The organism is Streptomyces ruber, assembly GCF_014648075.1.
In the GTDB taxonomy this organism is placed as follows: domain Bacteria; phylum Actinomycetota; class Actinomycetes; order Streptomycetales; family Streptomycetaceae; genus Streptomyces; species Streptomyces ruber.
The window spans coordinates 1-12,562 of the sequence record NZ_BMQK01000026.1 but is presented as its reverse complement, the minus strand read 5'-3'; the positions used below and the strand labels follow the sequence as shown (position 1 = coordinate 12,562).

The window sequence follows — 12,562 nt, the reverse complement described above, 5'->3', positions numbered from 1 at the left end:
GTCGGACGTACGGCCCCCGAGGGGCTTCGTGCGGACGGCCCGGGAGGCGTCGGAGACGTACGACGCGAGAAGTCTTGTCCTACAGGGGGAAGTACCACGTGAGCACGGGGACATCGACAGGTTTCTGCCGCATCACGATCGCAGCGCCGGACAGTCGTGTCGATGTCGCGCTGCCGGAGGACCTGCCGATCCAGGATCTCTTTCCGGAGATCGTCAGACTCTCGGGACTGGTCCAGGCGGACGCCGGGCCCGCCGGCTACCACCTGGTGAGCCGTGAGGGCCAGGTGCTGGACGCGAGCCGTTCGCTGCTCGAGCAGCGGGTCAGGGACGGCGACGTACTGCTGCTGCGGACCTTCGCCGACTCGCTGCCGCCGGCCGTGCACGACGACGTGGTGGACGCGATCGCCGCCGCGGTCAAGCGGGACCTCCGCGGCTGGAACGACGACCTCATGCGGGTGGCCGGTCTCGTCGCGGGTGCGCTGCTGCTGGTCATGCTCGGCTTCGTCTTCTGGTTCGCGGACCCGGTGCGGCACGACATGAACGGCCTCCAGGGCATCCTCGCGGGCGTGACCGCGGTGGCCCTGACGGCACTCGCCGGCGTGCGGGCCCGGGTGTACGACGACCGCGGCAGCGCCGTCGCGTTCGGTGTCTCGGCGCTGCCCCACGCGCTCATCGCGGGCTCCGGGATCATCCCCCAGGACGCGGGCGAGGGACCCGGCAGGATCCAGTTCCTCGTGGGCTGCGTGACCGTACTGGTCCTCTCCGTCGTGCTCATCATGCTGCTGCCGCAGGGGGACGCCCCGTTCGTGGGCGCCGCGCTGGCCGCCGCCATCGGCACGCTCGCGGTGTTCGTCGGTGTGCTCACCGAGGCCCGGCCGCGCGAGATCGCCGCCGGCGCCGCCGTCGTCGCCCTGGCGGTCGTCGGCTTCCTGCCCGGCTGGTCGGCCCGCTTCGCCAAGCTGCCGATCGGTTTCCGCAACCCGGAGGAGCTGGCCAGGGCCCGTCGCGAGGGCCGCGAGGGCGACCTGGAGGCCTTCGACGTCCAGCAGATCGTCGCCCAGACCAGCCGTGGCCACGAGCTGCTGCTCGGCCTCGTCGGTGGCTGCGCCGCCGTCGTCGTCGGCGCCGGCGGCGCGGTGCTCGGCTTCAGCGACAACGGCTGGGCCCAGCTGCTGGCCCTGTGCACCGGCCTCGCCGCGATGCTGCGGGCGCGTCTGTTCCGCTACACGGCCCAGGTCGCATGCCTGTTCGTGGCGGGTGTCGTCACCCTCGGCCTGCTGGTCCTCGGCCTCGCGATCTCGCCCCCGGCCGACATCCTCGTGGAACTGGCCCAGGGCAACACCGGCCCCGTCGACGTACGGACCCTGTGGCTCGGTGCCTCGGTCGCGGCCGGCGTGCTGATCCTGATCGCGATCGCCCTGATCGTCCCGCGGAAGGGGCTGTCCCCCTTCTGGGGCCGCATGCTGGACCTCGCGGACTCGCTGGTGCTGCTCTCCCTGATCCCGGTCTGCCTGGCCGTCCTCGACGTCTACGCCAAGGTCCGCGGCGGCGTCTGAGGGCCGCGCACCGGCCGTCGGGCCACCGCGGGGAACCGGTCACGTGCGGGCTGGTACGCTGTGTGACGGCCGTCTGTGCACGCGCCTCCGGTTGCCCGCAGCGGTCCGGTGGCCGCGGCCGGCGGATCCCCGCCTCCCGAGTCGTGGAAGCTCCCCTGCGAGGAAGACCAGGGGCACTCGGTGGCAGACGAAGAAGACCCATAAGGAGTACGCGTGTCGCTCGACGCCGCTACGAAGAAGCAGATCATCGCCGAGTTCGGTACCAAGGAGGGCGACACCGGCTCCCCCGAGGTCCAGGTCGCCATGCTCTCGCGCCGGATCTCGGACCTGACCGAGCACCTCAAGACCCACAAGCACGACCACCACTCCCGTCGTGGTCTGCTGATCCTGGTCGGTCAGCGCCGCCGCCTGCTGCAGTACCTGGCCAAGAAGGACATCCAGCGCTTCCGTACGCTGGTCGACCGCCTCGGCATCCGCCGCGGTGCGGCGGGCGCCAAGTAAGACGCCGTGGAGGGAGCGGTTCCCGGGACAAGGGGGCCGCTCCCTTTGCCGTATGCACCCGCCGTATGGATCCGCTGTGCATACCTGCCGTGCGTACGGGAACGTGCGCGGTGTCACTGCCGCTTTGTAGGCTGTTAGCACAACGCAGTACGAATGACACGAACGAGGAGAAGCGCACCTCGCCGCCGCCGGTCCTCGGTAGTGGCCCCCGGGGGACAGCGGTCCCCGGGTGCTTCGATCGAAGACCGGCCCGCACAGGACGGCGCGCTTCTCCGCCATCAGCCCCTCCGCCACACGGGCGGCCGGGGCGAAAGACGAAAAGTAACGGAGAAAACGCTGGTGGAGAACGAGACCCACTACGCCGAGGCCGTCATCGACAACGGTTCCTTCGGCACCCGCACCATCCGCTTCGAGACGGGCCGCCTGGCCCGTCAGGCCGCCGGCTCCGCCGTGGCCTACCTGGACGACGACACCATGGTGCTGTCGGCCACCACCGCTTCCAAGAACCCGAAGGACCAGCTCGACTTCTTCCCCCTCACGGTGGACGTCGAGGAGCGCATGTACGCGGCCGGGAAGATCCCCGGTTCCTTCTTCCGCCGCGAGGGCCGGCCCTCCGAGGACGCGATCCTCACCTGCCGCCTCATCGACCGCCCGCTGCGCCCGTCCTTCAAGAAGGGCCTGCGCAACGAGATCCAGGTCGTCGCCACGGTCATGGCGCTCAACCCCGACCACCTGTACGACGTCGTCGCGATCAACGCCGCGTCCGCGTCCACGCAGCTGGCCGGCCTGCCCTTCTCCGGCCCGATCGGCGGCGTCCGCGTCGCGCTGATCAACGGCCAGTGGGTGGCCTTCCCGACGCACACCGAGCTCGAGGACGCCGTCTTCGACATGGTCGTCGCGGGCCGCGTCCTGGAGGACGGCGACGTCGCGATCATGATGGTCGAGGCCGAGGCCACCGAGAAGACCATCAAGCTGGTCGAGGGCGGCGCCGAGGCGCCCACCGAGGAGGTCGTCGCCGCCGGTCTCGAGGCCGCGAAGCCCTTCATCAAGGTCCTCTGCCGGGCCCAGGCCGACCTCGCCGCCAAGGCCGCGAAGCCGACCGGCGAGTTCCCGATCTTCCTCGACTACCAGGACGACGTCCTGGAGGCCCTCACGGCCGCGGTCAAGGACGAGCTCGCCCAGGCGCTGACCATCGCGGGCAAGCAGGAGCGCGAGGCCGAGCTGGACCGCGTCAAGGGTCTGGCCGCCGAGAAGCTGCTGCCGCAGTTCGAGGGCCGCGAGAAGGAGATCTCCGCCGCGTACCGCTCGCTGACCAAGACCCTGGTCCGCGAGCGCGTCATCAAGGAGAAGAAGCGCATCGACGGCCGCGGTGTCACCGACATCCGCACCCTGGCCGCCGAGGTCGAGGCCATCCCGCGGGTCCACGGCTCCGCGCTGTTCGAGCGTGGCGAGACCCAGATCCTGGGCGTCACCACCCTCAACATGCTCCGCATGGAGCAGCAGCTGGACACCCTCTCCCCGGTGACCCGCAAGCGCTACATGCACAACTACAACTTCCCGCCGTACTCCACCGGCGAGACCGGCCGCGTCGGCTCCCCGAAGCGCCGCGAGATCGGCCACGGCGCCCTCGCCGAGCGCGCGCTCGTGCCGGTGCTGCCGACGCGCGAGGAGTTCCCCTACGCGATCCGCCAGGTGTCCGAGGCCCTCGGCTCCAACGGCTCGACGTCCATGGGCTCGGTCTGCGCCTCCACCATGTCGCTGCTGAACGCCGGTGTGCCGCTGAAGGCCCCGGTCGCCGGTATCGCCATGGGCCTGATCTCCCAGGAGATCGAGGGCGAGACGCACTACGTCACCCTCACCGACATCCTCGGTGCGGAGGACGCCTTCGGCGACATGGACTTCAAGGTCGCCGGCACCAAGGAGTTCGTCACCGCCCTCCAGCTCGACACCAAGCTGGACGGCATCCCGGCCTCCGTCCTGGCCGCGGCCCTCAAGCAGGCCCGCGACGCCCGCCTCCACATCCTCGACGTGATGATGGAAGCGATCGACACGCCGGACGAGATGTCCCCGAACGCCCCGCGGATCATCACCGTCAAGATCCCCGTGGACAAGATCGGTGAGGTCATCGGCCCCAAGGGCAAGATGATCAACCAGATCCAGGAGGACACCGGCGCCGAGATCACGATCGAGGACGACGGCACCATCTACATCGGTGCCGCCGACGGCCCGGCCGCCGAGGCCGCCCGGACCACGATCAACGGCATCGCGAACCCGACCATGCCGGAGGTCGGCGAGCGCTACCTGGGCACCGTCGTGAAGACGACGACCTTCGGCGCGTTCGTCTCGCTGCTCCCGGGCAAGGACGGTCTGCTGCACATCTCGCAGATCCGCAAGCTGGCCGGCGGCAAGCGCGTGGAGAACGTCGAGGACGTGGTCGGCGTGGGCCAGAAGGTCCAGGTCGAGATCGCCGAGATCGACTCCCGCGGCAAGCTCTCCCTCATCCCCGTGATCGAGGGCGAGGGCGAAGAAGGCTCCGACGACAAGAAGGACGACGCCGAGCAGTGACGTCCCGTAGCACGAAGGCGACGGCCCGCACCTCCACCGAGGCGCGGGCCGTCGCCCGTACCCAAACCCTCATCAAGGGCGAGAACGGCATCGGTACGGTCCGCAAGACGACCCTCCCGGGCGGCCTGCGCATCGTCACCGAGACCCTGCCCTCCGTGCGCTCGGCGACCTTCGGCATCTGGGCGCACGTCGGCTCCCGCGACGAGAGCCCGTCCCTGAACGGCGCCACCCACTACCTGGAGCACCTGCTCTTCAAGGGCACCTCGCGGCGCAGCGCGCTCGACATCTCCTCGGCCGTCGACGCGGTCGGCGGCGAGATGAACGCGTTCACGGCGAAGGAGTACACGTGCTACTACGCGCGCGTGCTCGACACCGACCTGCCGCTCGCCATCGACGTCGTCTGCGACATGCTCACGGACTCGCTCATCCTCGAGGAGGACGTCGACGTCGAGCGCGGCGCCATCCTCGAAGAGATCGCGATGACCGAGGACGACCCCGGCGACTGCGTGCACGACCTGTTCGCGCACACGATGCTCGGCGACACCCCCCTCGGCCGCCCGGTCCTCGGCACGGTCGACACGGTCAACGCCCTCACGGCCGACCGCATCCGCCGCTTCTACAAGAAGCACTACGACCCGACGCACCTCGTCGTCGCGGCCGCCGGCAACGTCGACCACAACAAGGTCGTACGACAGGTCCGCGCCGCCTTCGAGCGCGCGGGCGCCCTGACGCGCACCGACGCCACCCCGATCGCCCCGCGCGACGGCCGGCGCGCCATCCGCACCGCCGGCCGCGTCGAGCTCCTGACCCGCAAGACCGAGCAGGCGCACATCGTCCTCGGCATGCCCGGCATCGCCCGCACCGACGAGCGCCGCTGGGCCCTCGGCGTGCTCAACACCGCGCTCGGCGGCGGCATGTCCTCCCGGCTGTTCCAGGAGGTACGCGAGAAGCGCGGACTGGCGTACAGCGTGTACTCGTACACCTCCAGCTTCGCCGACTGCGGACTCTTCGGTGTCTACGCGGGCTGCCGGCCCAGCCAGGTGCACGACGTGCTGAAGATCTGCCGCGACGAGCTCGACCACGTCGCCGAGCACGGTCTGCCCGACGAGGAGATCGACCGGGCCATCGGCCAGCTCCGCGGCTCCACGGTCCTCGGTCTGGAGGACACGGGCGCGCTGATGAACCGTATCGGCAAGAGCGAGCTGTGCTGGGGCGAACAGATGTCCGTCGACGACATGCTGGGCCGGATAGCCGAGGTCACCCCGGACGACGTCCGCGAGGTCGCCCGCGACATCCTCGGCCGGCGGCCCTCGCTGTCGGTCATCGGCCCGCTCAAGGACAAGCAGGCCGCCCGGCTGCACGACGCCGTCGCCTGACGGCCGGCGGTCATCGACTCACAAGGAAGCAACGACATGAGCAAGCTGCGTGTGGCGGTCCTCGGGGCCAGGGGCCGGATCGGATCCGAGGCCGTACGGGCCGTCGAGGCGGCCGGGGACATGGAACTGGTGGCCGCCCTCGGCCGCGGCGACAGACTGGAGACGCTGGCCGAGCGGGGCGCCCAGGTCGTGGTCGAGCTGACCACCCCGGCCTCGGTCATGGGCAATCTCGACTTCTGCGTACGGCACGGCATCCACGCCGTGGTCGGTACGACGGGCTGGACCGACGACCGTCTCGCGCAGCTGAGGGGGTGGCTCGACCAGGCCCCGGGGACGGGCGTGCTCATCGCGCCCAACTTCTCCATCGGCGCGGTCCTGACCATGAAGTTCGCGCAGATCGCCGCGCCGTACTTCGAGTCGGTGGAGGTCGTCGAGCTGCACCACCCGAACAAGGTGGACGCCCCGAGCGGCACCGCCACGCGCACGGCCCAGCTCATCGCCCAGGCACGCCGGGACGCGGGCAGCGCCCCGCAGCCGGACGCCACGGTGACGGCCCTCGACGGTGCCCGCGGTGCGGACGTCGACGGGGTGCCCGTGCACGCCGTGCGCCTGCGGGGCCTCCTCGCCCACCAGGAGGTACTGCTCGGAGGGGAGGGCGAGACGCTCACCGTGCGCCACGACTCCCTCCACCACAGCAGCTTCATGCCGGGCATCCTGCTGGGCGCCCGCCGTGTGGTGAGCACCCCGGGGCTCACCTTCGGCCTCGAGCACTTCCTCGACCTGGGCTGAACCGAGAGCCGACACCGAAACGATGCGCGCGAAGATCACGTACGCCGTCACGGCCGCCGTCCTGGTCGTCTACTTCGTCCTGGTCGGCAGCCGCGGCGTGCTGCTCATCGAGGCCGGTACCCCGCTGACGATCGCCTTCGGGGTGGCGGTGCTCGTCCTGCCGCTGATCGGACTCTGGTTCCTGTGGAAGAACACGCAGTTCGTCCGCAGGGCCAACGCCCTCGCCGCCGAGCTCGACGCCGAGGGCGGCCTGCCCGTCGACGAGCTGAAGCGCACGCCCGGAGGCCGGATCGACCGTGACTCGGCCGACGAGGTCTTCGCCAGGCGCAAGGCCGAGACCGAGGACGCCCCCGACGACTGGCGCAGCTGGTTCCGGCTCGCCGTCGCCTACCACGACGCCCGGGACACTCCCCGGGCCCGCAAGGCGATGCAGCGGGCGATCGCCCTGCACGACGGCAAGCCGGTCCAGTCGGCCTGAGGGCACCGGGGGCAAGCGCGTACATGTGTGAAGGGCCGGTCCGCGGTGTCCCGCGGACCGGCCCTTCACGACACCTCGGCGCTCAGGCGCGCCCGTACTCCGCCACCCAGGCCTCCACCGTGTCCGCCGCCCGGTCGAAGGCCATCGGGCGGCCCAGGAAGTCGGCGTTGTGCGTGGTCATCAGCGGTACGGCGCCCTCGGCCGCCCGGCCGCTCCGGGCGAGGACCAGCGCCTGCCCCTGCACCGTGCGCGGCGCGCCCAGCCAGCGCACCGGCTGCTGCACCGTGCGCGCGGAGACGACCTGCTCCCAGGGCGCCGTGCGCGTGGTGAGGAAGCCGACCCGGCGCAGTCCCCGCGCACTCACCCAGATCCCCATGCGCAGCAGCCGCACGGCGCCCACGATCACGAGCAGCGCCGCGCCGAAGCACACCGCGCCGGCCGACAGGGCGTCGGCGAACCCGATGATGACCGCCGCGGCGAGCACGTACGAGGCGAACAGCAGCAGAAGCGCGGCGGCGCCCACCCGCCACGGTCCGGGACGGTAGGGCCGCCGCCAGCGGTCGCGGTCGTCGAAGGGCAGTGCCATGTCGTCCGCCGCCTCGTCGAAAGCGCGGTCGGCGGTCAGGAAGGGCAGGGGCACGGCTGATCCTCACTCCATCACCAGGGCTGTGCCCGGTGAGGTTATCGAGCCGGATCGCCGCGTACCACCCTCGGCGGCCCGGGAGGCACGCGCCACGCCATTCGGACGGCGGACCCCGCGCCCCAACGGCCGAACGCGGACGTCGTCAGCGGTTCTGGGACACCTCGGACTGCTGCGACTGCGCGGGGGGCCGGTTCTGGTCGGTCGACATCGCGGGCAGCCCGAGGATCACGGAGCCGACCAGCCCCGCGGTGATGGTGAGCCCCATCAGCCACCGCCCGGCTATCTGGCTCACGGTGGCCCGCTCGCGGGGCGGGGGAGTGACGTTGCTGCGGAACTTCTCGGCTTCGGCGACGAAGGCGAACGGAACGGACTCGCGCCGACGGGACATGGGTGGTGCTCCTCCTCGGGAACTCGCACGGAACACTGACATCAACACAGACGAACGAGTGGCCAAAAAGGTGCCCTGTATCACCGAATTCGCAGAACTTCGCAGAAGTTCGCAGCCGAAAGTTCCGGCACGCCACGAAACCGCCGTTGTCGGTGCCGGGCCGTAGAGTGGGCGCCGCACGAGAGAAGTGAAGGAAGGACTCCCCGAGCCGTGACCGACACCCCCGCCGGCGAACTCCAGCCCGCGTTCCGCAGCGACGTCACCGTCGAGCTGGTCAAGCACAGCGCGTCCGACGCCGACGTGCTCTTCGCCGCCCGCGTCTCCACCGTCGGGGAACAGTCCCTCGACGAGCTGGGCAAGGACCCGGAGCGATCCAAGGGCCTGATCAACTACCTGATGCGGGACCGGCACGGCAGCCCCTTCGAGCACAACTCGATGACCTTCTTCATCAGCGCCCCGATCTTCGTCTTCCGTGAGTTCATGCGGCACCGCGTGGGCTGGTCGTACAACGAGGAGTCGGGGCGCTACCGGGAGCTGCAGCCGGTCTTCTACGTCCCCGACGAGTCCCGCAAGCTCGTCCAGGAGGGCCGTCCCGGCAAGTACCGCTTCGTGGCGGGCACCGAGGCGCAGCAGGAGCTCGTCGGCCGGGTGATGGAGGAGTCGTACGCCGCCGCGTACGACGCGTACCAGAAGATGCTCGCCGAGGGTGTCGCCCGCGAGGTCGCCCGCTCGGTCCTGCCCGTCGGCCTGTACTCCTCGATGTACGCCACGTGCAACGCGCGCTCGCTGATGCACTTCCTCGGCCTGCGCACCCAGCACGAACTGGCCAAGGTGCCCTCCTTCCCGCAGCGGGAGATCGAGATGGTCGGCGAGAAGATGGAGGCGGAGTGGGCGAAGCTCATGCCGCTGACGTACGCGGCCTTCAACGCGAACGGACGCGTGGCCCCGTGACGGCGGAGGGCGTCGGGGACGCCCTCGGCAGCGCCCGGTGGTGTCCCTGACATCCTGGGCGCACGCATGTGCGGGTCAGCCAGGCGAAGTGTCTGGATTGCGGGCCTTCGCGAAGTTCACTTAGCCTGATCAAACGAGCTCGGCACTGCTTGAACCCCCGAGCAGGCAGTGCCGGGCTCCCCCTTTGTCCGGACTTTTCGCGCACCCCGAGGGCAGACCGCGCCTTGAGCAACGAGTAGCGTGTTACCCATGGCTCCGACCTCCACTCCGCAGACCCCCTTCGGGCGGGTCCTCACCGCCATGGTCACGCCTTTCACGGCGGACGGCGCACTCGATCTCGACGGCGCACAGCGGCTCGCCACCCACCTGGTGGACGCAGGCAACGACGGCCTGGTCATCAACGGGACCACCGGCGAGTCCCCCACCACCAGCGACGCGGAGAAAGCGGACCTCGTACGAGCCGTCCTGGAGGCCGTCGGCGACCGTGCCCACGTGGTCGCCGGGGTCGGCACGAACGACACCCACCACAGCATCGAACTGGCCCGCGCGGCGGAGCAGGTCGGCGCGCACGGCCTGCTCGTCGTCACGCCGTACTACAACAAGCCTCCGCAGGAGGGCCTGTACCGGCACTTCACGGCCGTCGCCGACGCCAGCGGACTGCCGGTCATGCTGTACGACATCCCCGGCCGCAGCGGTGTGCCGATCAACACGGAGACCCTCGTGCGGCTCGCGGAGCACCCGCGGATCGTCGCCAACAAGGACGCCAAGGGTGACCTCGGCCGCGCGAGCTGGGCCATCGCCCAGTCCGGCCTGGCCTGGTACTCGGGCGACGACATGCTGAACCTGCCGCTGCTCTCCGTGGGCGCGGTCGGCTTCGTCTCCGTCGTCGGCCACGTCGTCACCCCGGAGCTGCGCGCCCTGGTCGAGGCGTATGTCTCCGGTGACGTCCAGAAGGCGACGGAGATACATCAGAAGCTGCTCCCGGTCTTCACCGGCATGTTCCGCACCCAGGGCGTGATGACCACCAAGGCGGCGCTGGCCCTCCAGGGACTTCCCGCCGGTCCGCTGCGGGCGCCCATGGTCGAGCTGACGCCCGAGGAGACCGCCCAGCTGCAGATCGATCTCGCCGCCGGCGGGGTACAGCTCTGATACCGGACTTCACAACTGAATAGGCAGGACACAAGTGCCTGCACCCCACCAACAACTGCTTTTGCACGAACGTCATGCGCGCCACGTGCCTCGGAGGCACGTGGCGCGCATGGTGAGGAGAGTCTTTTGAGTCATCCGCATCCTGAACTCGGCCCGCCGCCGCAGCTCCCCCAGGGCGGCCTGCGGGTCACCCCGCTCGGCGGTCTCGGCGAGATCGGCCGCAACATGACCGTCTTCGAGTACGGCGGCCGCCTTCTGATCGTCGACTGCGGGGTGCTCTTCCCCGAGGAGGAGCAGCCCGGAATCGATCTGATCCTGCCGGACTTCTCGTCCATCCGGGACCGCCTCGACGACATCGACGGCATCGTCCTCACGCACGGCCACGAGGACCACATCGGCGGCGTCCCGTTCCTGCTCCGCGAGAAGCCGGACATCCCTCTCATCGGCTCCAAGCTGACCCTCGCCCTCATCGAGGCGAAGCTCCAGGAGCACCGCATCCGCCCGTACACGCTCGAGGTCGCCGAGGGGAACCGCGAGCGCATCGGCCCCTTCGACTGCGAGTTCATCGCGGTCAACCACTCGATCCCGGACGCCCTCGCGGTCGCCATCCGCACCCCCGCCGGCATGGCGGTCCACACGGGCGACTTCAAGATGGACCAGCTCCCGCTGGACAACCGGCTCACGGACCTGCACGCGTTCGCGAGGCTGAGCGAGGAGGGCATCGACCTCCTCCTCACGGACTCCACCAACGCCGAGGTCCCCGGGTTCACCCCGCACGAGCGCGACATCTCCAACGTGCTGCGCCAGGTGTTCGCGGGCGCCCGCAAGCGGATCATCGTGGCCAGCTTCGCCAGCCACGTGCACCGCATCCAGCAGATCCTGGACGCGGCCCACGAGTACGGCCGCCGGGTGGCTTTCGTCGGCCGCTCCATGGTCAGGAACATGGGCATCGCCCGCGACCTCGGCTACCTCAAGGTCCCGCCGGGCCTGGTCGTGGACGTGAAGACGCTGGACGACCTGCCGGACCACGAGGTCGTGCTCGTGTGCACGGGTTCCCAGGGCGAGCCGATGGCGGCGCTCTCGAGAATGGCGAACCGCGATCACCAGATCCGCATCGTCCAGGGCGACACGGTCATCCTGGCGTCGTCGCTCATCCCCGGCAACGAGAACGCGGTGTACCGGGTCATCAACGGCCTCACCCGCTGGGGCGCCAACGTCGTGCACAAGGGCAACGCCAAGGTGCACGTCTCGGGCCACGCCTCGGCCGGCGAGCTGCTGTACTTCTACAACATCTGCCGCCCGAAGAACCTGATGCCGGTCCACGGCGAGTGGCGCCATCTGCGCGCCAACGCCGAGCTGGGCGCCATGACCGGCGTTCCGCACGACCGGATCGTCATCGCGGAGGACGGCGTGGTCGTCGACCTCGTCGAGGGCAAGGCGAAGATCTCCGGCAAGGTCCAGGCCGGGTACGTGTACGTCGACGGCCTCTCGGTCGGCGGCGTCGGGGAGCCCGCGCTGAAGGACCGCAAGATCCTCGGCGACGAGGGCATCATCTCGGTCTTCGTGGTCGTCGACTCGTCCACCGGCAAGATCACCGCCGGCCCCCATGTCCAGGCCCGCGGTTCCGGCATCGACGACTCCGCCTTCAACGCGGTCCTTCCGAAGATCACGGACGTACTGGAGCGCTCGGCCCAGGACGGCGTAGTGGAGCCCCACCAGCTGCAGCAGCTCATCCGCCGCACGCTGGGCAAGTGGGTGTCGGACACCTACCGCCGCAGGCCGATGATCCTCCCGGTCGTCGTGGAGGTCTGACCCACCGGCACGGCCCGTCCCGCGGGCTCGCGCACGCGTCAACCGGGAGCGGGGCGCCTCGATTTGCATCGAGGCGCCCCGCTCCAGTACGTTTACGGCTCCGCCGCAGGGGAACCCGGACGCTCCAAGCTCTGGGACCGACTCCCCGGAGCGGGGCGGAAATTCCGACTCGGAACCTCTGATAAAGTCGGAAGCGCCGGAAAGGGAAACGCGGAAGCGGGAACCTGGAAAGCACCGAGGAAATCGGATCGGAAAAGGATCTGATAGAGTCGGAGACGCAAGACCGAAGGGAAGCGCCCGGAGGAAAGCCCGAGAGAGTCTCTCGCGGTGAGTACGAAGGAAGCGTCCGTTCCT

11 protein-coding genes are annotated in these 12,562 nt (G+C 70.0%); 9 read left to right on the top strand and 2 right to left on the bottom strand.

The window, feature by feature from the left end; translation table 11 throughout:
- Positions 1-98 precede the first annotated feature (98 nt).
- The 6 genes from eccD (at position 99) to IEZ04_RS32285 (ending at position 7,265) form a co-directional block, all read left to right on the top strand.
- Entirely contained in the window at positions 99-1,556 is a 1,458-nt protein-coding gene (gene eccD, locus IEZ04_RS32310; RefSeq protein WP_189220548.1) for a type VII secretion integral membrane protein EccD, read from the top strand.
- 213 nt (positions 1,557-1,769) lie between these two features.
- Positions 1,770-2,057 carry a 30S ribosomal protein S15 gene (rpsO, locus tag IEZ04_RS32305; protein WP_030583699.1) on the top strand — a complete coding sequence of 96 codons (288 nt, stop codon included), beginning with the start codon at positions 1,770-1,772 and terminating at the stop codon, positions 2,055-2,057.
- A 339-nt stretch (positions 2,058-2,396) separates the two neighbouring features.
- Complete coding sequence (locus IEZ04_RS32300) at positions 2,397-4,622, top strand: polyribonucleotide nucleotidyltransferase (RefSeq protein ID WP_189220547.1); 2,226 nt, start codon at positions 2,397-2,399, stop codon at positions 4,620-4,622.
- Positions 4,619-5,998, top strand: coding sequence for a M16 family metallopeptidase (locus tag IEZ04_RS32295; RefSeq protein WP_189220546.1), 1,380 nt, complete (start codon positions 4,619-4,621; stop codon positions 5,996-5,998). The genes IEZ04_RS32300 and IEZ04_RS32295 overlap by 4 nt, the downstream gene beginning before the upstream one ends.
- Positions 5,999-6,034: 36 nt before the next feature.
- Positions 6,035-6,787: a 4-hydroxy-tetrahydrodipicolinate reductase gene (gene dapB / locus IEZ04_RS32290; protein ID WP_189220545.1), complete on the top strand. Its 753-nt coding sequence runs from the start codon at positions 6,035-6,037 to the stop codon at positions 6,785-6,787.
- A gap of 22 nt (positions 6,788-6,809) precedes the next feature.
- Positions 6,810-7,265 carry a tetratricopeptide repeat protein gene (locus IEZ04_RS32285; RefSeq protein ID WP_189220544.1) on the top strand — a complete coding sequence of 152 codons (456 nt, stop codon included), beginning with the start codon at positions 6,810-6,812 and terminating at the stop codon, positions 7,263-7,265.
- An 82-nt stretch (positions 7,266-7,347) separates the two neighbouring features.
- On the opposite strand, the gene IEZ04_RS32280 is transcribed toward IEZ04_RS32285, so the two are convergent.
- Positions 7,348-7,905 carry an SCO5741 family PH domain-containing membrane protein gene (locus tag IEZ04_RS32280; protein ID WP_189220543.1) on the bottom strand — a complete coding sequence of 186 codons (558 nt, stop codon included), beginning with the start codon at positions 7,903-7,905 and terminating at the stop codon, positions 7,348-7,350.
- Positions 7,906-8,050: 145 nt separating this feature from the next.
- Entirely contained in the window at positions 8,051-8,296 is a 246-nt protein-coding gene (locus tag IEZ04_RS32275; protein WP_189220542.1) for a hypothetical protein, read from the bottom strand.
- A 210-nt stretch (positions 8,297-8,506) separates the two neighbouring features.
- Between IEZ04_RS32275 and thyX the strand changes: the two genes are divergently transcribed.
- From thyX to IEZ04_RS32260, 3 genes are all read left to right on the top strand, one after another.
- A complete protein-coding gene (gene thyX, locus IEZ04_RS32270; protein ID WP_189220541.1) occupies positions 8,507-9,247 on the top strand; it encodes an FAD-dependent thymidylate synthase in 741 nt (246 codons plus the stop codon).
- A 249-nt stretch (positions 9,248-9,496) separates the two neighbouring features.
- On the top strand, positions 9,497-10,396 hold the full coding sequence (gene dapA, locus IEZ04_RS32265) for a 4-hydroxy-tetrahydrodipicolinate synthase (protein WP_189220540.1): 900 nt from the start codon (positions 9,497-9,499) through the stop codon (positions 10,394-10,396).
- A gap of 126 nt (positions 10,397-10,522) precedes the next feature.
- The gene (locus IEZ04_RS32260) at positions 10,523-12,208 is read left to right on the top strand and encodes a ribonuclease J (protein ID WP_189220539.1); all 1,686 of its coding nucleotides are present in this window, start codon (positions 10,523-10,525) and stop codon (positions 12,206-12,208) included.
- The last annotated feature ends 354 nt before the right edge of the window (positions 12,209-12,562 follow it).